This window comes from Aquimarina discodermiae (genome assembly GCF_040786235.1).
GTDB lineage: Bacteria > Bacteroidota > Bacteroidia > Flavobacteriales > Flavobacteriaceae > Aquimarina.
The window spans coordinates 1-21,309 of record NZ_JBFMKP010000022.1; the positions used below are offsets into that span (position 1 = coordinate 1).

A 21,309-nucleotide genomic window follows, 5' to 3' on the forward strand; every position below is an offset into this window, starting at 1 on the left:
AGGTAATAAACTTAACTGATCTTGATCATAGGTCTTAAAAACTACTTTTCTACTCATTCTTAAAGTTAAAAAATAACTCAAAAATCTACAAAAAAAAGACTGCCTTTTTAGACAGCCTCTTATTATAACCCTCGAATATGATCAAAGGTTAATCAAATTTTATTATTTTGATACAGACTCCTCAGGTTTTGATATAGGAGATAATTCTACATCACTTCCTAGCCAACTTTGTAGTTTGTCGTATATTTTTTTCTGATCTTCTTGAGAAAAATGTTTAATTCGGGTTTTATGACTTCCTCCTTTTAAAACCATTTTTAAGGCATCAACGTTGGGTTTAGGAGTTGGAGCACATGCTCCCCAGGTATCATATTCTCCATTTATGTATAAAATGTGATTTCCTTTGTTCTCTACATAATCTCGTACATTTTTGATATACTCTGGATTATAAGTCATTTCGACATCTTTTGGAGCAAATCTCAAATTAGTAGGTTCAAATACGATTTTAATTAAATCTTTTACAGGAGTGGTGTCAAATCCATAATATCCTAACTCTAGCATATGTTGGTAATACGATGGGAGAAGATCGTGATATGTTTTGTCACTATAAAAGCTAATACCTACAATTTTGTCTACATATTTAAAAAGTTCTTCTGCAGAAGCTGATTCTTCTGGAATATCTTCACACTTTCCTCCCCATTGCCAAAATGAAAATGGAAACTCAAGAGCAGCATACTCCAAAGCTTCTTCTTGAGATACTTTCGTAAAGCCCATTTTCTTTTCAGTAGCGTGCTTTTCTATTTCTGCTAAGACTGCTTTTCTGTTAGATAATAATAGGCGTTGAAATTTTGTAACCTTTGCACGACATTCTTCGGTTCCCACACTGTTGATATGCTCTTCTGTTCTTGCATCTTCACGCCCATTAATTAAAGGAGCTACATATGGGACAGCGACATCAATATCTTCTGGATATTTAGATTTGTAGATTAGCACAGTTTCTCCTCCTTTACTAATACCTGTAGAAATCCATTTTTTAGAGTATAAAGATTTTAACTTGGTAACCAATCCATGATAATCTTCAATAGCTTGGTCATTGGTCAGATATTTCCAAGGCATTGGTTCTGGTCTCGATTTACCATAAAAACGATATTCTACAATTACCTGATTTGACTTTAGTATTTTGCTTAGTTCATTGGTTCTCTGTTTTGCAGAGTACCCTTCTGTTACAATTACGGTTGGTTTATTGTAATCCACATGAGATAAGTAAACATAATGATCAAAACTACCCGCAGTCGGATTACTATGGTCCAAAGGTTCTTTTAAGATCATTTGGTATACTTCTGCAAAATGATCACTTTTTTCTAAAGCTGTTATTTCTGCTGTAGGGAAAAGTTCTTTGATTTTTTGTAGAAAACTAACTTCTGTAACAGTTTGATCCGTCTCTTTCGATGCATGCTTAGAATCTTTACAGGATGTTACAGAAAGAATAGTTAAAAGAAAAATAAATAAGTATTTTGTTTGCTTCATTGCATATAAATTTTTAATGCTCCTAAGGTAGTTTAAGACACTTTTATTAGGTAATACTATATTATCTATATGTAATATGATTTTGACCCAAAGGAATGTTAAATTGTATTGAAAAATTAGATTTGATTACTTTTATCCTATGGATAAAATACTACAAATAGACTCGGACTATATAGAGAACAATACTAATTTTGTTGAGCTCATTACAGAACTTAAAAATAAATTTTCTTCTAATTCTACTCAGGTTCCGATGCGGCATCATCATGACTTCCCTAACCCGGTTGTTAAAGAGGATTCGACATTGTTACTAATGCCAGCTTGGAACCCTGGTCAGGAAGCAGGAGTGAAAATTGTAACTGTTAGTCCAGAAAATGGACAATTTGACCTACCGTCGATTCAAGGTACTTATTTATATCTTGATGCAGTAAAAGGAAGTATAAGAGCCATTATGGAAGCAAAAAGCCTAACGGCTAAACGAACGGCTTCTGCATCAGCATTGGCTTCTTCGTACTTATCTAGAATAGATGCTTCTTCTTTATTGATGATTGGTACAGGTGCACTTTCTGTAAATTTGATTAAAGCTCATGCAAGTGTACGCCCAATAAAGAAAGTTTATATATGGGGAAGAAGTGTTGATAAAGCCAAAAAGATTGCAGAAGACTTAAAAAGTGAAGATTTTATTATCGAACCTGTAGAAACAATAGAAGAGAAAATTCGACAAGTCGATATTATTTCTTGTGCTACTTTGTCTAGAACTCCATTGGTTTTTGGCGAGTATTTACAAGAAGGGCAACACCTCGATTTGGTAGGAGCTTATAAAAAGGATACCAGAGAAGCCGATAATAATTGTGTAAAGAAATCCTCGGTATTTATAGATACGTATCAAGGAGGACTTAAAGAAAGTGGGGATATTGTTTTGCCTTTGAAAGAAGGAGTTTTAAAAGAAGAAGATATTAAAGCAGATTTATTTGAATTGTGCTCTGGAGTAAAAAAAGGAAGAACAGATGCCCAAGAAATAACATTTTTTAAGTCTGTAGGACATGCCCTTGAAGATTTGGCTGCAGCAACATACTACTATAATAAATATACAAATGAGTAAAGTGTATCAAAACATTCTTAAGCACACCAAGTTTCAACCAAAAGAAAATTGGTTACAAATTAGGACTATTGATATGCATACAGGTGGAGAACCGTTAAGAGTAATCATCGATGGTTTTCCGGCACTAAAAGGCAATTCCGTATTAGATTATAGAAGGTATTGTAAAGAGAGATATGATCATCTTCGTACAGCATTACTCTTTGAGCCAAGAGGTCATGCAGATATGTACGGTTGTATTTTATTACCGCCAAATGACGATGATGGAGATTTTGGAGTTATATTTTTGCATAATGAAGGTTATAGTACTATGTGTGGTCATGCGATCATTGCAATCTCGACCCTGGCCGTAGAAATGAATTGGATCGATTTTTCTGAAGGAGAGAATATGATAAAAATAGATGCTCCTTGTGGTCGTATAATTTCTTATGTAAATGATAATGAAGTTAGTGGAGTACGCTTTTATTGCGTACCCAGTTTTGTAGTGGCATTAGATAAAAAAGTGGATGTAGATGGAATAGGAGAGGTGGTTTATGATTTGGCCTATGGTGGGGCTTTTTATGCATATATAGATATGTCCAAAAATAATTTTGATTTTGACCTTACACCAGGTTCATACAGGAAGTTGATCACAGCAGGTATGAATATTAAACAAGAGATTATGAAGGTTGATAACGAAATTATACATCCTTTTGAAGAAGATCTTAGTTTTTTATACGGAACCATATTCATTGGTGAAGCATTACATGAAGGAATCAATAGTCGAAATGTATGCGTATTTGCAGAAGGAGAGGTAGATCGTAGTCCTACAGGATCTGGAATTTCTGGTCGTATGGCAATTCATAAAAAAAGAGGTGAGATCGACTTTGGACAAACCATGACTATTGAAAGTATCACCAATTCTATTTTTAAGGGATCAGTGGTGTCGGAAGAAGATTATGGCCCTTTTAAAGCAGTAATCCCACAGGTAGAAGGAACTGCACACATTACAGGAAAACATACCTTTGTAATAGATCCCGATGACCCTATGAAAGATGGATTTATTTTGAGGTAAAAAATAAAATCATCCAAACTTATATAAATTTGGATGATTTTAAGTTGATATACTTTTGTTTGGTTTAGGATACAGAAACTCCTACACCAAAAGGATCTTCGATAGAATGAGCTGGTTCTGTAAACCATTTTGGCCCTTCTTCTGTCATGTAAATATGGTCTTCTAATCGAATTCCAAATTCGTCCGGTACACATATCATTGGTTCATTACTAAAACACATTCCTGATGTAAGAACTGCATCCTCGTGTCTGGCTATATATGGCCATTCATGAATGTCTAATCCAATTCCGTGCCCGGTACGATGTGGTAGACCTGGTAATTCATAATCTGGTCCTAGTCCATTAGCTTCTAATGTTTTTCTAGAAGCATTGTCAATTACAGCACAGGGTTTTCCTAATTGAGCAGCTTCAAAAGCAGCATGCTGTGTCTCTTTTTCAAGATTCCATATTTTTCTTTGTAAATCATTTATTTCACCATATACATAGGTTCTGGTAATATCAGAAATATAGTCGTGTAATACGCACCCTGTATCAATCAATACAATTTCATTTTCCTCTAGGTTTTTTGGTGTTTTTACCCCGTGAGGAAAAGAAGAATCTACTCCAAATAATACAATACAAAAATAAGATCCAGCTGTTGCACCATACCTTTTATGAGCTTCATGGATAAAGTTTGTAACCTCTTTAGAACTAATGCCTGGGCGCAAGATTCTTGCGGCCGCCTTTTGCACCTCCATGGTAATATCCATAGCAACTTGCATGATAGCAATTTCTGCTTTGGATTTGATCATTCTGCATCCTGCAGTTATTGGTTTTGCATTTACAAGCTGATATGATGTTTGTACTTTTAAGATACCATCTATAATAAAGAAAGGAGTAGCCTCGTCCATGGCGATGTTGCCGCTAGTAATATTCTTCTTTTTAAGGATGTCAACAAATAAAGTAAATGGACTTTCATGCTCCTCCCAACAGTGTACAGGCCCTTCTATAAGCATAAAATCTAAAATAGTACCTTCTTCAAATCGTGGGCCAATATAATGCACTTCTCCGTCAGGAAATAATAACGCACCTACCATTCTTTCGCTAGAGTTCCAGCGCGTTCCTGTAAAGTAGTACAAGTTAGTACCTGCATGAAGATAAACGGCAGGGATATTTTGCTCTTTCATAAGCTTACAAGCCTTACTTACTCTTGCTTCGAATTCTTCTTTTTCGATTGGTTTTGCAAGATGAGCTTTTGGTTGTATAGCATTTAATTCTTTCTCGATGGTAGAACCACCTATTCCTAATGTATTCATGATGTTTTTTGTATATAATGCGATGCCTCCATTAGTGTTTCAATTTCATCTATTTCGATGGGCATTGCATGTGTTAGATTTATGTTTCCTGTTTTGGTAATTAGATAGTCATTTTCTAAGCGACATCCTATGCCTTCTTCTGGGATGTAAATTCCAGGTTCGCAGGTGAGTACCATGCCGGCTTCAATAGTTCTGTAAAGCCCGACATCATGCACATCTAACCCAAGGTGATGGGCAGTACCGTGCATAAAATATTTTTTATACAAAGGTTGGTCAGGATTTTGAGTCGCTACATCAGAAGTCTTTAATAATCCAAGTTTGATGAGTTGCTCTTCTACCAATGTAGCCATTTGCTTCTCATACTCTGTAAAATGTACTCCAGGTTTTAAAAGCTTACTACCTTCTTTTAAGCAATGTAATACCGCTGAATAAATTGCTCTTTGTCTATCAGAAAATTTTCCGTTTACAGGGATGCAACGAGTTGTATCACTATTATAATTGGCATAACAGACTCCAAAATCCAATAAAATCATGTCCCCATCTTTACAAACATTATCGTTTGTATTATAATGTAGGGCACAAGCATTTTTTCCCGATGCTACAATGGGTTTAAAAGCGTGCCGAGTACCTCCATTTTTAACCAATGTATAGGTGAGCTCTGCTTCTAACTCATATTCTTTACAGTTAGGTTTTACAGTTTTTAATACTCTATGAAACCCTTCAACACTAATATCCGCTGCTTTTTGAACAAGTTTAACTTCCTGGTCGGACTTAACAGGACGTAACACTCGAGTTATTTTTGCAACCCTATGGTATTGGTGTAAAGGGTACTTTTCTTTACACCAATGAATCATTCTGTCTTGTTGTGTTTGTTGCAAGTTGGTAACTCTTTTGATGTGTTCATTATGTCCTAGATAAAACCCATCTGCTTCGAATGCCATAAGTTGTAGTACTTTTTCAAAGTCATGTACCCATTCGATTCGTTTAACCCCAGAAATTCGATGTGCTTGTTCTTTGGTTAACTTTTCACCATCCCATATTTTTATATGCTCATTGGTTTCTTTTATAAACAGAATTTCTCTGTTTTCGGGTTTAAATGCATGTGGATAAAGCACTAAAATGGTATCCTCTTGATCTATTCCCGATAAATAAAACAAATCATTGTTTTGTGCAAAGCCCATTACATCATCTGCATTGGTATGTTTTATGTCATTAGATGTAAGAATGGCTACTGTATTCTCTTTCATTTTAGAAGAGAAGTTACTTCTGTTTGCTATAAACAGCGTATTGGGTATTGGATCATAACGCATATTAGAATGTCCTATCTGGATTAAATGGATTAAGGTTTAATGATGTTTTTTTGTCAGAAACAACTTCTGAAACTAATTTACCTGTTACAGGACCTAAACTCCATCCCATCATAGCATGACCTGTAGCAATAGTTAGGTTTTTGTATTTTTTGGTTCTACCAATGTATGGCAACCCATCTGGTGAACAAGGTCTAAGGCCGCAATCTGCGTTTTCTATTTCAGGTTGTTTAATTTCTAAACCATTGTAGTAAGATTTTGCAGCATTGGCAATAGCATTTACACGAGCTGGGTTGATATTGTGATTGATACCACCAATCTCCATAGTTCCTGCAAATCGGGTAAATCCATTCATAGGTGTAACAGCAACTTTTGCTTCTAATAGAATGGCAGGAGTTTCAATTCCTGTAGGTCTGTCAACATTAATTCGATATCCTTTACCTGCTTGTACAGGTACATTAACGCCTAATTTTTTAGTTAATAAAGGACTCCAGGAACCAGCGGCAATAACTACTTCGTCGGCTTTTATAGTTCTATTTGCAGTTTGTACTTCACTAATGTTTTGATTAGAAATAGAGATATCTGTTACTTCTTCGTTGGTGTAAAATGTAACTCCTTTCGATTTAAGATATGCCATCATATCCTTCATAAATTCATGAGGAGTCATATGAGCATCAGAGTCATAATATACAGCTCCTTTGATATTAAGGTCAATGTTAGGTTCGTGTTTTTTAACTTCCTCTCTAGATAGGTTGGTTACATTAAGGCCTTCTACAATACCACGTTGCCCTACTTTCCATTCTTCTTCGCCTGCTTTTTCTGTTTGATACATCATAAGCAGTCCTTTACGCTCATAATGAAAATCAAATTCATTCGATTCTTTTAGATCTTCATACAAAGCTCTTCCTAAAAGATTAATGTCTTTTATAACCGGAATTGCCTTTTCTACTTTGGCTTTTGAAGATGATTTTCTAAAGGCCCAGGACCATTTTATAAAATCTTTATCTAATCTTGGTTTTACGTAAAACGGACTAGAAGAATTAAACATCCATTTAATTCCTTTGGTAATCATTCCCGGAGCCGCTAAAGGAATAAAGTGGCTTGGTGTGATATATCCGGCATTCACAAAAGATGCTCCTTTTGTAATATCAGATTTATCAACAACGGTTACGTTGTGTCCCTCTTTTTGTAGGTAATATGCAGAACTCAAACCAATGATTCCGCCTCCTATAATTGTTACTTCTTTTGCCATAATTGTTAAATTACCTGAAATCCATGTGCATATGGATCGTCTTCATCGTCAATAATAATTGTATTGTAGCCATATACTTTTGCCCAACCTTGAACACTAGGAATGATAGCTTTTTTACCATCTAATTCGGTTTCTTCTTCGATTCTTCCGATAAATTTAGACCCAATAAAGCTTTCGTGCACAAACTCATCTCCCTTTTTCAATTTTCCTTTGGCATATAACTGCGCAATTCGTGCAGAAGTTCCTGTGCCACAAGGAGATCTGTCAATAGCTTTATCTCCATAAAAAACCGCATTTCTACCCGAAGAGGTTGGATCGATAGGATCACCTGTCCACAGCATGTGACTTACGTCTCTAATGGTTTCATTTTCTGGGTGAATGAAATGATCGGGATATTTTTCGTTAATTCTTTCTCGTACTACCTGCGAGTATTGAATTAATTTACTGGCCGTAAAATCATGAACACCACTAAAGTTTTTTTGTGGATCTACAATTGCATAGTAATTTCCTCCATAAGCAACATCAAAAGTGATTTCTCCTAATTCTGGACAATCAACAGTTAATCCTTCTGCTGCCAAATAAGATTTAACGTTTGTTAATTTAACCCAGTCAACTTTATTATTAGTTTGTTGATATTCTATTTCTACCAATCCGGCAGGAGCTTCCATTCTAATCTTACCGGGCACTTTTGGAGTAACAAGTCCTTCTTCTACAGCAATAGTGATGGTTCCTATGGTTCCGTGTCCGCACATAGGTAAACATCCAGAGGTTTCTATAAAAAGGATAGCAAAATCATTTTCTGGATTGTGAGGTTCAAATAAAAAACTCCCACTCATCATATCGTGACCTCTAGGTTCGTACATTAACCCTTTTCTGATCCAATCATATTCTTTTAAGAAATGTTGGCGTTTTTCACTCATTGTATTTCCTTTTAGATCAGGTCTACCTGTAGTAACCACTCTTACAGGGTTCCCGCAAGTATGGGCGTCAATACATTTGTACGTTGTTCTACTCATTCTTATATCTTTTTCTAGTATTTTTCTTTCTTGTAATTTATATATTCAATTATTCTTTTTTCTAATATGGGCAACGTTACAGTACCTTGTTCCAGAATAGTTTCATGAAACTCTCGAATATCGAATTTGTCTTTCAGTTCTTCTTGAGCCAGTACTCTTAGTTCGCGTATTTTTAACTCCCCGATTTTATAAGACAATGCCTGTCCTGGCCATGCAATATATCTATCGGTTTCTGTGTTTATCTCGTGCAAAGATAATGCAGTATTAGTAGATAAAAAATCAATAACTTGATCTCTTGACCAGTCTTTTGCATGAATCCCGGTATCTACAACCAGTCTACATGCTCTCCACATTTCATAGGTTAGTTTCCCAAACTGCTCATACGAGTTTGTATATATTCCCATTTCTTCTGCTAGGTATTCTGTATACAGCGCCCAACCTTCGCCGTACGCAGATAAATAAAGATCTTTTCTGAATTGAGGGATAGAATCTCCTAATTCGTTATTAAGTGATCCTTGTAAATGATGTCCAGGAACGGCTTCATGTACACTAAGAGCTGGGAGAGTATACAATGGTCTACTAGATAAGTTGTGCGTATTTACCCAATAGTATCCTGGTTCTGTATCTTGATCAGAGCCTACATATCGCCCGCTGGTGTATTTGGGGGCAATTGCATCAGGAACCGGGGCTACGCCATATGGTTTTCTGGGTAAAGTTTTGAAAAATCGAGGAAGTTGAGCATCTACCTTTTTACATATGTTTCTGGCTTCCTTTAATAATTCATCACCTGTTTTTGCATAAAATTGTTGATCTGTTCTTAAAAATGATATGAATTCTGAAAAGCTTCCCTTGAAATTAGTTTCTTTTATAATGGCTAGCATTTCTTTTTTGATACGTGCAACTTCGTTTAATCCAATAGAGTGTATCTTTTCTGCATTATATTGTATACTGGTGGTATAGTAGTTAATTCTATTTTGATAATAGGCTGCTCCATTTGGTATTTTAGAAACACCAATTTGTTTTCTGGTATTTGGTAAATACTCGGTTTCAAAAAAAGTTTTTATTTTTTTGAATTGTGGGATAACACTATCTGTTAATATTTGTTTAACAACAAGACGTATAGAATCTTTTTGGGTATTGGTAAGATCGATTGGTAGCTTTTTAAAAGGAGAATAAAAAAAACTATTTTCTATAGTGTCTACAATATGTTTGTTGTATGATGACTCATAACCTTTAAAAATAACTTTGGGTTGTGAGATACCTTTAGAAAGCCCTTCTCTAAGTAATACAATGTGTTGGTCTACAAATTGTGGTATTGCTTGTAAGGTAGTAATGTATTTTTTTACCTGATCTTGATTGGTAAGCGGTTTTACTTGATAAATAAGATCATTATGAAAACCAGCGTCAGATAATAATGGATTTAAATAAGATTCGAATTTATAGTGATCTACTTTTTCCTGAAGTGTAAATAAATGAAGATCAAGAGAAATTTGATCTGATTCTGAAAGTCGATCTTTTTCTATAGCGTTTAGCTCCTTAATTTTTTTTTGAGCAAAATCGGCTTCTTGTTGATAATGTTCTTTGGTAAAAAGACCTAAAGGATACGACTCTTCGTCGTATCCTTTTTGGTCATTAATTTCTGTGGAAATATATGCTAATGTTTCGCTTGGAGTTTTCTCCGTTTTTTTTTGGCAGCTAAAACTTATTACTAGGATTAATATTCCAATGGTATTATAAAGTTTCATGCCTTTTAAGAATCATAATTTATAACAACTCTATGTAGAGAACTCTTTTGATAACGAAAATTAGATATTAGTATTAGATTGTTTACTGTTTACCAATCTATATATTCCATCTGGATTTTCATTTTTAAGCGCATCTGGTAATAATTCATTTGGCCAATTCTGGTAGCTAAAAGGTCTTACCCAACGCTTAATAGAATTAATACCTACTGCAGAGAATCTCGAATCTGATGATGCTGGGTATGGTCCACCATGCGTCATAGAAGGTGCAACTTCTACTCCGGTAGGAACACCATTTAAAATGATACGTCCAACTCTATTTTGAAGAGCATCAACAACACCACCTAAATTTTTGTAATCAGATTCTTCAGCCAAAATCGTTCCTGTTAATTGTCCTTCAAGGCTATCGATAATCTCGATAAGCTCAGCTTCATCTTTGCTTCTAACAACCAGTGAGAACGGTCCAAAAACTTCTTGATGCATTTTTGGGTTGGTTAAAAAGTCTGTGCCAGAAACAGCCGAAATTTGAGTAGGAGCATAATTAGGCTCAATCTCTTCGGATACTGCTGCTACAACTTCAACACCAGATTGAGAGGATACAGAGGCACCGTTCTTAACAAAATCTCTTTTGATATTTGGGTGCAACATACATTGTGGTGCAATGGCTGTTGTTTTTTCTGCTAAATCCTTGATGAAATCTCTTGTGTCTTCACCGTCAATAGTAAGGATTAACCCAGGGTTAGTACAGAACTGTCCTGTTCCCATAGTAATAGAACCAGCATAAGTATCTGCAATTTCTGTTGCTCTGGCAGCGATTGCTGCTGGAGTAACTACTACTGGATTAATACTACCCATCTCTGCAAAAACAGGGATTGGCTCTTCTCTTTCTGCGGCAAGGTTAAATAATGCTCTTCCTCCGGCAATACTTCCTGTAAAACCAACAGCTTTCACATTTGGATGTTTTACCAACGCAGCACCAACAACTCTTCCGCTTCCTGCAATATTAGAAAATACACCGTTTGGCATTCCAGTTTTTTCAGCAGCTTTTATAATTGCAGAAGCTACTAACTCACCTGTACCTGCATGCATAGAATGAGATTTAACTATCACTGGGCAACCTGCAGCTAGTGCACTGGCGGTATCTCCTCCTGCAGTAGAAAATGCTAATGGGAAATTACTTGCAGCGAATACTACTACGGGACCTAAAGGAATATTAGTTTTTCTAAGATCTGGTTTGGGAGCTGGCTCACGTTTTGCATCTGCAGTATCAATTACATTTTCTCTCCATCCTTCGTTAGAAACCAACTCGGCAAAGGCTCTTAGTTGAAATACAGTACGACCTCTTTCTCCATTAGCTCTTCCTTCTGGCAATCCAGATTCTGAAGTGTACATTTGTGTCAACTCATCACCTAATGCTAATATTTCATCAGCTATTGCATTTAAGAATTCAGCTCTTTTAGCACCCGATATATTTCTATATTCTTTAAAAGCTTTATTAGCTAATTCTACAGCTTCTTCTACTTCTTCTAAAGTAGCCTCAAAAAAATCACAATCGTTCTCAATATTGAGTTTTGGATTGAATGTTCTATGGGAAACAGATCCTGTCGCGGATAATTTATTTCCTATATAGTTTTTTCCAGTTATCATGTCGATCAATAGTTTTTAAAGTAATTATGTAATGGTAAAGGTAACTTAAATATAAGCAATATTTTGAGGCTTAATATTTATTTAACCTACTACCGTATTTAACTCTTTGTAATTTGGTAAAGTTGGTCTGTTTTTAACACCAGTTTCGATAATTTCAAGAACTCTCTTACGTCCTTCACCAAGTATGCCTTCTAGAATAATACCAGTAACACCAGCATCTAATTGAGCCTTGATGTTTACCGCGAACATTTCTAAATCTAAAGTGTCATCGTCTTTAAATTTTGTTGTAACTGCGGGCATTACACCTTGCCATACTATTGGCATAATCGTTTGTTTATAAATTTTAGCAAATATACTATGAATTTTGAGGTAATGATACTGAGAAATTATCCAAGAGTGATGTTATATTAACTTCTGTGAAAAAAAATATACTTATTTTAAGTAATATTTATTCAGTATAGCGCTAAATTGTTCTATATGTGGTTTGTGAATAAATCAAATTTCACTTTTGTTTTTTTAAGATTTGAAACGATTTTTTGTTAAAAAAATGTAAAAGAAAAATCCCCTCTTAATACTAATATCAAGAGAGGACTGGCTATATAAATAAACTTTAAAGAAATTCTATAAATTAATTTGCATCCCAGAAAACCTTAGTGGTTAATAAGTCACCACCTATTTTTGAAGCGGCTCCAGATACATTGTTGTTGTTTGTGTTGTATTCTCGTATAGGATAGATAACTCTTCTTGGTACTGGGTTACCTCCTGAAGTATTTGGTAGGTCAGGAAAACCTAATCTTCTGTAAGAAGACCAGCCTTCAAATCCTCGATTGAAAAGAGCAATCCATTTCTGTGTTCCTATTTTTTCTTGCCATGTACCTGATGCAGTAGTATATGCTACGCCTGGATTTGCTAGGTATATGGCTACATCATCTGTATTAGGGTCGTTATCAACATCCGTAGCTTCCCAATATTCAAGTGAAGCAGTAATAGCAGCGTTATAATGCGCTTCGGCATCTGTAGAGGTTCCTGCCAAAGATCGTTCAGCAGCTTCGGCAAGTAGGAACTCTACTTCTGCATAGTCCATTATTACTCCTTCTTGAGATGGGTTTAGTACTGCGCTTCCTATATGAGAGAAATCTTCGTATTCATTGATGCTTCCAAAAGGACCTCCTACAAATGGAGATACATTATCATCTAAATAAATAGAGAGTCTAGGGTCGTTAATTGGGAGCATAGTGTTAACTATAATTTCTGAAGCTACATAGTCCGTTCTTCCTCTATTGATGATTTCAAACCAAGCTGGATTTCGATTTGGGCTGGCTTCTTCATATGCTAATGTGGCATTGTCATCATTCGATGAGAAAACTCCACCATTAACAGCTTCAGATGCCATTGTAGAGGCTTTAGTACCATCTACATCGGCAATTCTTAATGCCAATCTTAATTTTAAAGAATTAGCGAATTTGATCCACTTAGAGATATCTCCTTGATACATTACATCAGCTTCACCAAAAGAACCAAAACCAGAATCAAATAGATTAATTGCATTGTCCAGACGGGCAATAATATCTGTGTAAATATCCTTGGCATCGTCATATTTTGGAGTCAAATTTTCAATATCAATGGCTTCGGAATATGGAATATCTCCATAGGAATCAACCAAAACATGATAAGTGAAAATTTTTAAGACTTCTAAAATACTATTTTTGTTTTGAGTAATTTCAACAGGTTCTCCTGTTATTGGATTGTCTGCTAATGTTTGTGAAGCTAATTCTAAGTCACTTAAAACATTTCTGTTTAGTTCAAGCCAAAAATTAGTAGGGAAACTGTTCAAATTGATGAAATTTGTTTGGTCAGATAAGAAATCTGTTCCAGCAAAATATTGCGAAAACAATCTGAAATGATTCTCAAAAACCCCATGAGTTACTAGTGCATCAAATAAGCTTTTTTGAGCGCTTGTGAGTACAAATTCGGGTGGGGCAATTTTTACTTCTTTGCTGCTATCATTTAGATCGTCAATTTTACAAGACATGATAGTGAACATACCTATGAGTATGTATAATATTTTATTTTTCATTTTTTAGAAATTTACTTTTAAGTTTATACCATATTCTTTAGCAGTTGGATATGCTGATGATTGAAACCCTTGAAGGTTACCAGCACTTAATCCTGCTTCTGGGTCAGAGTAAGGAATGTTTTTATCAATAATCCATAAATTTCTTCCAATTGCCGAAATAGTTGCGCCTGTGATAGGAAGTCTAGTTAGTAAAACTTTGGGTAGTGAATAAGATAAAATTACTTCTCTTAATTTAACGTAAGAAGCATCGTATACATGGTACTCATCAGGGGCAACCCAAGCAGTATAAGGGTTGTTGTCATTATATCTGATGCCATTAGAATCAGTAATTCTATTACCGCCGCCGCCGTAGACAGTTCTTACATTGTTTTTAGTTCCATTCGCTAAAACTCCATCCAGGATAATTCCTCCGCTAGTTGAGTCGTTTGTTAAGGGGTCTCTTATAGGGTTTCCTAGGTCATTTAAGCCAACACTATTGTCAAAAATACCGGTAGAGGCACCATAAGCATGATCTAAAGAATAAACATCTCCACCTTTTTGAATATCAATTAGAAAACTAAGACTTAAATTTTTGTATTTAACGGTATTGTTGATACCTCCATTCCAATCTGGAATGATGTTACCTATAATCACATTTTCATCGATAGCACCGTCCTCGGTTAATTGAAATTCGTAACGCCCCCTTATAGGGTCTATAACATTTTGTCCATTTAATTTTCTAAAGGCGGTACCGCGAATGGTCCCGTAAGGTTCTCCTGCAGCAGCATTTACGGTGATGCCATTTTGTAAGGTTCCGCCGCTAATATTTAAATTCGTTGCGCCTGGAGGTAAGGAAACGACTTCACTCGTGTAAGTACTCCAGTTTATGTTGACGGACCATTCGAAATTTTTTGTCTTTATAGGTGAACCTGTAAGGCTAAGCTCAACACCTTTGTTTTCGATTTCTCCAGCATTCACGACTTTTGTAGAATAGCCTGTTGAATAGGATACTTCGAGTGGAGTAATTTGATCTTCAGAATTGGTTTGGTAAGCACTGACGTCAAATCCTAATCTTTTTTTTAAAAAAAGAGCTTCAAGACCTACTTCATAACTTTTGGTAAGTTCTCTTTTTATTTCTGTGTTATTTCTACGGTTTGGCCTAGATATGGTTGCTTGGTCATTAAAGTTGTTGCCAAAACTAAAGTATTCTTGAAGCCTTAAAGGGTCTGGTGATTTACCAACCTCAGCGTAATTTAACCTTAATTTACCGAAATCTAACCAAGGGGTTTCAAGAACGTTTGAAAAGACAAAACTTGTAGAAATAGAAGGGTACCAATAAACATTATCGTTTTTAGGTAATGTTGAAGACTGGTCTCTTCTTAAAGTTGTATCCAAATACAATAAATTATCATATCCAAAAGAAGCACTAGCGTAATATCCATTAATTCCAGATGCATTTTCTCTTTCTGTTGGTAGTCCTAATGGATCTTTTGAGTTTTCCAAAGCATAATATCTAGGTATTTTAAGCCCTCCGTTTGTTTCAGAAAAGATAGAACTGAAATTCTGTCTAACTAAATTTATTCCTAATAAACCTGTGAAATTAAGTTTTTCAGAAAAATCATAGTTAAAGTTACTGATCAAATCATAGTTCATTTCTCTAAATGCGGCATTGTATCTGTTGTATTCGTCTTGATTAAAACTACCTGTATTTACTCTTTCTTCTCGTAGTTCATCAAAACGATCCATCGTTACTCGAGCAGTAAGATTGAACCAGTTGTTTACTTGGTAATTAAGTACTATGTTACCAAATACGCGATCTCTACCGTCCGTTTGATAGTTTTCATAAAGTGTCCAAAATGGATTATCCCAATATTGAGGTCTATTAGTATACGGGTTGTCAGAAGTAAGTTGAGAAGTACGTAAATTCCAAGAAGCATTCTCTCTTGAGTTAAAATATGCTTCTCTTTGACCTTCAATATCAACATTGGTTTGATACCATTGTCTCAAACCGGGTAAAATACTATTTTCATCATATCCGGTAGCAAACCTGCCTCTACTTTCGTTATTGGTATAGGTGATTTTTGTGCTAGCTGTTAGTTTATCGGTTAACTTATGACTTCCGCTAAAAGTAAATGTTCTTCGTTGTATCTTACTATTGGGTAATATACCTGTTTGGTTAACATCGGTAAACCCTAATCTGAAATTTCCTTTATCAGAACTTCCATCTAAACTTATACTATTCGATAGTAAAACTCCTGTTTGGAAGATAGCAGTGGGATCATTTTTTGCAGCAACCCAAGGAGTAGCTTTTCTGTAATTTTTGTTGTCTGGTAAGAATGCATCCCACTGGAATACCGATAAGTTAGGGTTAAACCTTGGTCCAAAAGACGCATCTCTATTGGTGTAAACTACTATGTCATTTGTGCCGTCTCCATCTGCATCGATAGTTCCCTCTCTAAAGGTTTGATTAGTGCCTCCACCATACTCTTTCTGATAACGAGCAAAAGTGTCAGGATCAAATTTACTAAAGGTGACATTGGAATTGATGGTTACACCAATACCATCTTTGGTAATACCTTTTTTAGTAGTGATAATAATTACACCGTTGGCAGCTCTTGATCCATATAGAGCAGAAGCAGCAGCTCCTTTAAGAACGTTAATACTTTCAATATCATCTGGGTTAATATCAGATGCGGCATTACCATAGTCATAACCTCCACGACCCTCTACAGAGTTGCCGCTGTTGTTTAATTGATTACTAATAGGGGTTCCGTCGATCACAAATAAAGGTTGGTTGTTCCCTGTTAATGAAGTATATCCACGAATAATAACATTGGTAGATCCACCAAAGTTATTGTTTCTTGATATATTAACACCGGCAAGTTTACCTGATAAAGAATTTACGAAATTTACGTCTTTTGCAGTGTTCACTTCTTCTGCTTTGATATCTTGTACAGCATACCCTAAAGATTTTTTAGAACGGCTAATACCCAAAGCAGTTACTACTACTTCGTCTAGTGAAGTTTCGTCTTCTTCCATTTGTACGTTAATGGAGGTTCCAGTTCCTAAGGTTATTTCTGTGGATTGAAAACCGATATAGGAAAAAACAAGAATCTGTCCTTCTTCTGCTTCGATAGAATAGTTTCCTTCAAAATCGGATAAAGCCCCAGTATTTGTGTCTTTGATTAAAATATTTACTCCTGGAAGGGGGATGCCAGAAGCTTCTGTTATTGTACCTGATATTGTTTTTACCTGTGCAAAACTTATAGCACAAAAAAATAACATCAGTATAACTGAAATATTAGTCTTTGTATTCATTAGTTTGTAATGTTAAAGTTTAAAATAATTAATTTGATTTTAATTGCTTTCCTAAAATTTCATTTAATGTTTTTTGAAATAGATGAACGTTTTAAAATTGATGTTTGTCTTTTTTCTAATCCTAGTAGATAATGCACTTTTGTTTAGTGTTCGAATGATAAAAAAACACTACTCCTAAAATTAGTTATAAAATGATTAGGATGTGAAATGGTAACTTTTTTTTTAATTCATATTTAACGATTTATTATTAGTAGACATCTAATTTATTCTAGAGATGTGACACTAGCACCATAAAAGTGAATATAATACTACCCATAGGTATTTTAGTATCATCAAAAAGAGCTAATCTTATTTATAAGGCAAATGTTGATATTATATACACACATTCTTGGAAGAATATTAACATTTGTGCTCATAAGGTTATTATGGTTATTTTGCTAATTTTTTTATTTTCCAATGATAAATATTCTTTATTTTTTGGTTGCTTCAATTATTTTGGGATATTATTGAATTATTGATAAATTACTCGTGATAGTATTTTAACAATTTCTGTAAAGTTACTTTGGTTTAAAAAGGCTGGTTATAAGTACGTTCAATAGGGGCTTTCTATGTTGTAAAGACGGGTTTTGGTGTTTGATATTGTGGTAAGACCTTTTTATTGGTAATAAAGGTAAGTGTAGTCCAGTAAACACAATTGTAAAATTTGTGATATGAAATTTTTTATAAAAGGTCTACAATTCTTTCTAATTTCATTCCTCTTGAGCCTTTAATAAGGATGGTGTTATGTTGTAGTTTTACTTGTTTTTCAATTCTAAGTTCTTCAAACGTTTTGAATTTTTTGATACGTGGATCTGTTGATTTGGTGTTGAAAAATAGATTTCCGATTAAGTAGATTTCTTTTGCAGTCGTATTGCAGATTTGATTAACAATTTTTTGGTGTTCTGTCTGTGCTTCTGTGCCTAATTCAAACATATCTCCTAAAAAAGCAATTTTTGATTCTTCTTTTTGGTTGTTAAAATTATCGATAGCTACCTCCATGCTGGATGGGTTTGCGTTGTATGCATCTAGAATAATAGTGTAGTTTTCTTTTTTTATTATTTGAGAACGGTTATTTGAAGGGGTGTATGATTCTATAGCATCCTTTATTTTATTTGAAGGGATTTTGAAATAATCTCCTATGGTTATTGCTGCTGCAATATTTGAATAGTTGTAAGATCCTACTAGGTTGCTTTTAATAATTTCGTTTTTATAGGTAACCTCTACTTTTGAAGATATACTTTTTAGAGTTATTGTAGTGTCACTGTGTTTTTTTGAAGTAGAGAAGCTATAAGTGTTTAGGTTGCTTGAGGCTTTGGTTAATTTGTTGTCGTCAAGGTTTAGAAATGCTAATTTATGATTCTTTTCTAAGTGTCTGTAGAGTTCAGTTTTTCCCTTTAAAACGCCTTCTATGCTTTTAAATCCTTCCAGATGCGCTTTACCAATGTTAGTGATATAGCCATAATCTGGTAGAGCTATATTGCATAAAAAGTCAATTTCACCTATATGATTTGCTCCCATTTCTATAATGCCAATTTGAGTGTTTTTGTCCATTGATAGGAGTGTTAATGGAACACCAATATGGTTGTTTAGGTTGCCAAAAGTTGCTGTGGTGTTAAATTTTGAGGCTAATACGCAATGGATTAGCTCTTTTGTAGTGGTCTTTCCGTTACTGCCAGTAAGGGCAATTATAGGGGTGTTTAAGTATTTTCTGTGATATTGAGCAAGATCTTGAAGTGTTTTTAACGCGTCTTCAACAAGGATGTGTTTTTTAGAAGTGTTAAATTTTGGTTCGTCTATTATAGAATACATAGCGCCTAGTTCTAACGCTTTATTGGCATATTCATTTCCGTTAAAATTTTCTCCTTTCAAGGCAAAGAAGATGTCGTTAGGTTTAATTTTTCTAGTATCGGTACAGATGCTATTGTTTTCTAAGAACAGTTTGTGAATTTGGCTAATGGTCATTGTGGTCTACAAGTATTAAAAAGCCCTGTCATATTTTGTATGCAGGGCTTTCAGTATTTAATTTATAACGAACTTAAGTTTTTAATACGGTGTTATTTTTTAGGTTTTTGGTGTCTAGGCGTTTTTTGCTTTCTTGCTTTTGTTCCTACTCGCGACATTGCGTTTCTAAATCCAATGTAATCTGTAGACATGTCTTGAGGCATGAATCTTCTTTGAGCCGGATCTAACCAGTAGGCTCTGTCTTTCCAAGACCCTCCTTTATAAACTCTGACATTGTCATCTACGATAGTTGTTCTTTTACTTGACTCATCATAACGACGATCCATTTTTAAACTATCTTCTGCATCTGGTCCCACATAATGTATAGGGGCATTGTACATTCTTTTGTTTGGAAGCGTCCCGTCTTGATAAGCTTCATAGTATCTAGATGAACTTTTGTCTCCATCTCTATAGTTTCTATTGTCACTCTGATCAAAATTAGTTCGCATATATGTTTCATTTTCATCTATAGGGACTTGAAGGATACCTCCAGGTAATACACGTGCTACAATTTTACCATTACTTAAAGTGTCATATACTATAGAGTCTGTCATTACAATTTTTACAGTACCATCTGGGTTAATAGCGTTTTTGGTGTAAACATTTCCTCTGTAGTAATTAAAATCATTATACTCGTCATCTACGATTGGTCTGTATACATCAGCTACCCATTCTGCAACATTTCCAGCCATATCGTATAGCCCATAATCATTAGGGTTGTATGATTTTACAGGTGCTGTGATATCAGCACCGTCATCACTCCATCCGGCAATACCACCATAATCACCGTCACCTTGCTTGAAGTTGGCTAATTGATCTCCTCTTGTTCTTCTTTCGCCAGAACGAGTGTATTTTCCGTTCCATGGATATTTTTTTCTTCCTCGGTAAATGTTGTAACTTCTTATTTCGACCAGACCAAGTGCTGCGTATTCCCATTCAGCTTCAGTTGGAAGTCTGTATTTTGGTAAAAGCAATCCATCTTTTCGTTGGATATATAAGCCTGTAGAATCATTATTTTTTTCGTAACGTTGTGAATTTCTTCCTCCACGAATAGCTTCATCATTACCCCCATATGTTTGTGTAGGCACATTTAGGTAGGTCTCTGTGTCAAAAGTACTTTCTGCAGAAACATCTTCAAAAGGAGCATTCTTTTTAATAACGTCTTCTTCTTCAAGAATTCTTTCATTTACTCGGTTTGTTCTCCAATTACTAAATTCAACTGCCTGAATCCAGTTAACTCCAACAACCGGGTAGTTTGCATATGCGGGATGACGTAAATAGTTATTTGTCATCATTTCATTAAAACCAAGTCGGTTTCTCCATACCAGAGTATCTGGAAGCGCTCCATAGTATATGTTTCTGTATTTTGGCTCTGTGGGAGGGTAAACTCCTTTAAGCCAGTCCAGATATTCCAGGTACATTATATTGGTAACTTCTGTTTCGTCCATATAGAAAGACTGAACATGTTGTTGTGTAGGGGTGTTGTTCCAATCATGCATAACATCGTCTTGTACGCGCCCCATGGTGAATGTACCTCCTTCAATAAAAACCAAACCTGGTCCAGTTTCCTGTTCTTTGTAATTTGTAGCTACCTGAAAACCACCATCTTTCGAGTTGTATTTCCAGCCTGTAGCTCTAGAGCTGTTCCCGTAGTCATTTTTGGAACAACTAATAAGTAAAACGCTAACGCAAAGTGCCATTAGCGACTTAATAATAAACACTTTTTTCATAATCTTAAGTTCGTTAAAGTAGAAATTAGGGCTCGCAATATAAATAATAAACGTTAAAGTTCCCCTAAATATTTCAAAATATTACGGATTCATATGTCTTTATATGAATAATAATGATGGTTTAACGGAATATTTTGGTCTTTATTATGCTTTTTTGAATAAAAGCTGAGTTTTTTATGAAAATAGATTTTGATCTATTTGATTTGAGAAGAATAAATGAATTAGTGAATTGG

General features: G+C 35.0%; 13 protein-coding genes and 1 pseudogene. 2 read left to right on the forward strand and 12 right to left on the reverse strand.

Features of this window, described 5'->3' with window-relative positions:
* Nucleotides 1–162: 162 nt before the first annotated feature.
* Nucleotides 163–1,524, reverse strand: coding sequence for a S28 family serine protease (locus tag ABW636_RS14805; RefSeq protein WP_367590844.1), 1,362 nt, complete (start codon nt 1,522–1,524; stop codon nt 163–165).
* A 139-nt stretch (nt 1,525–1,663) separates the two neighbouring features.
* On the opposite strand from ABW636_RS14805, the gene lhpI reads away from it, so the two are divergent.
* Nucleotides 1,664–2,623, forward strand: a complete 960-nt coding sequence (gene lhpI, locus ABW636_RS14810; protein WP_367590845.1) for a bifunctional Delta(1)-pyrroline-2-carboxylate/Delta(1)-piperideine-2-carboxylate reductase — start codon at nt 1,664–1,666, stop codon at nt 2,621–2,623.
* A complete protein-coding gene (locus ABW636_RS14815; protein ID WP_367590846.1) occupies nt 2,616–3,674 on the forward strand; it encodes a proline racemase family protein in 1,059 nt (352 codons plus the stop codon). The genes lhpI and ABW636_RS14815 overlap by 8 nt, the downstream gene beginning before the upstream one ends.
* A gap of 64 nt (nt 3,675–3,738) precedes the next feature.
* Here ABW636_RS14815 and ABW636_RS14820 read toward each other — a convergent pair whose 3' ends face one another.
* From ABW636_RS14820 to gldJ, 11 genes and pseudogenes are all read right to left on the reverse strand, one after another.
* Nucleotides 3,739–4,968 carry a M24 family metallopeptidase gene (locus tag ABW636_RS14820; RefSeq protein WP_367590847.1) on the reverse strand — a complete coding sequence of 410 codons (1,230 nt, stop codon included), beginning with the start codon at nt 4,966–4,968 and terminating at the stop codon, nt 3,739–3,741.
* The gene (locus ABW636_RS14825) at nt 4,965–6,278 is read right to left on the reverse strand and encodes an aminopeptidase P N-terminal domain-containing protein (RefSeq protein ID WP_367590848.1); all 1,314 of its coding nucleotides are present in this window, start codon (nt 6,276–6,278) and stop codon (nt 4,965–4,967) included. The genes ABW636_RS14820 and ABW636_RS14825 overlap by 4 nt, the downstream gene beginning before the upstream one ends.
* A gap of 1 nt (nt 6,279) precedes the next feature.
* Complete coding sequence (locus ABW636_RS14830) at nt 6,280–7,527, reverse strand: NAD(P)/FAD-dependent oxidoreductase (protein WP_367590849.1); 1,248 nt, start codon at nt 7,525–7,527, stop codon at nt 6,280–6,282.
* 5 nt (nt 7,528–7,532) lie between these two features.
* Nucleotides 7,533–8,543, reverse strand: coding sequence for a 4-hydroxyproline epimerase (locus tag ABW636_RS14835; RefSeq protein ID WP_367590850.1), 1,011 nt, complete (start codon nt 8,541–8,543; stop codon nt 7,533–7,535).
* Nucleotides 8,544–8,557: 14 nt separating this feature from the next.
* Nucleotides 8,558–10,288 (reverse strand): DUF885 domain-containing protein, encoded by a 1,731-nt coding sequence (locus ABW636_RS14840; RefSeq protein ID WP_367590851.1) that lies wholly within the window; start codon nt 10,286–10,288, stop codon nt 8,558–8,560.
* Nucleotides 10,289–10,348: 60 nt separating this feature from the next.
* Nucleotides 10,349–11,932: an aldehyde dehydrogenase (NADP(+)) gene (locus ABW636_RS14845; RefSeq protein ID WP_367590852.1), complete on the reverse strand. Its 1,584-nt coding sequence runs from the start codon at nt 11,930–11,932 to the stop codon at nt 10,349–10,351.
* Nucleotides 11,933–12,105: 173 nt separating this feature from the next.
* Nucleotides 12,106–12,256, reverse strand: a pseudogene (locus ABW636_RS14850) (dihydrodipicolinate synthase family protein); the annotation flags it as partial.
* Nucleotides 12,257–12,560: 304 nt separating this feature from the next.
* Nucleotides 12,561–14,009: a SusD/RagB family nutrient-binding outer membrane lipoprotein gene (locus ABW636_RS14855; RefSeq protein ID WP_367590853.1), complete on the reverse strand. Its 1,449-nt coding sequence runs from the start codon at nt 14,007–14,009 to the stop codon at nt 12,561–12,563.
* Nucleotides 14,010–14,012: 3 nt separating this feature from the next.
* Nucleotides 14,013–17,306 (reverse strand): SusC/RagA family TonB-linked outer membrane protein, encoded by a 3,294-nt coding sequence (locus tag ABW636_RS14860; protein ID WP_367590854.1) that lies wholly within the window; start codon nt 17,304–17,306, stop codon nt 14,013–14,015.
* Nucleotides 17,307–18,026: 720 nt separating this feature from the next.
* Nucleotides 18,027–19,307, reverse strand: a complete 1,281-nt coding sequence (locus ABW636_RS14865) for a UDP-N-acetylmuramoyl-tripeptide--D-alanyl-D-alanine ligase (protein WP_367590855.1) — start codon at nt 19,305–19,307, stop codon at nt 18,027–18,029.
* 92 nt (nt 19,308–19,399) lie between these two features.
* Entirely contained in the window at nt 19,400–21,076 is a 1,677-nt protein-coding gene (gldJ, locus tag ABW636_RS14870) for a gliding motility lipoprotein GldJ (RefSeq protein WP_367590856.1), read from the reverse strand.
* Between the last annotated feature and the right edge of the window lie 233 nt (nt 21,077–21,309).

Coding starts and splice junctions, on each gene's coding strand:
- ABW636_RS14805 (WP_367590844.1), bottom strand. CDS start 1,524: ATGAAGCAAACAAAATACTTATTTATTTTTCTTTTAACTATTCTTTCT.
- lhpI (WP_367590845.1), top strand. CDS start 1,664: ATGGATAAAATACTACAAATAGACTCGGACTATATAGAGAACAATACT.
- ABW636_RS14815 (WP_367590846.1), top strand. CDS start 2,616: ATGAGTAAAGTGTATCAAAACATTCTTAAGCACACCAAGTTTCAACCA.
- ABW636_RS14820 (WP_367590847.1), bottom strand. CDS start 4,968: ATGAATACATTAGGAATAGGTGGTTCTACCATCGAGAAAGAATTAAAT.
- ABW636_RS14825 (WP_367590848.1), bottom strand. CDS start 6,278: ATGCGTTATGATCCAATACCCAATACGCTGTTTATAGCAAACAGAAGT.
- ABW636_RS14830 (WP_367590849.1), bottom strand. CDS start 7,527: ATGGCAAAAGAAGTAACAATTATAGGAGGCGGAATCATTGGTTTGAGT.
- ABW636_RS14835 (WP_367590850.1), bottom strand. CDS start 8,543: ATGAGTAGAACAACGTACAAATGTATTGACGCCCATACTTGCGGGAAC.
- ABW636_RS14840 (WP_367590851.1), bottom strand. CDS start 10,288: ATGAAACTTTATAATACCATTGGAATATTAATCCTAGTAATAAGTTTT.
- ABW636_RS14845 (WP_367590852.1), bottom strand. CDS start 11,932: ATGATAACTGGAAAAAACTATATAGGAAATAAATTATCCGCGACAGGA.
- ABW636_RS14855 (WP_367590853.1), bottom strand. CDS start 14,009: ATGAAAAATAAAATATTATACATACTCATAGGTATGTTCACTATCATG.
- ABW636_RS14860 (WP_367590854.1), bottom strand. CDS start 17,306: ATGAATACAAAGACTAATATTTCAGTTATACTGATGTTATTTTTTTGT.
- ABW636_RS14865 (WP_367590855.1), bottom strand. CDS start 19,307: ATGACCATTAGCCAAATTCACAAACTGTTCTTAGAAAACAATAGCATC.
- gldJ (WP_367590856.1), bottom strand. CDS start 21,076: ATGAAAAAAGTGTTTATTATTAAGTCGCTAATGGCACTTTGCGTTAGC.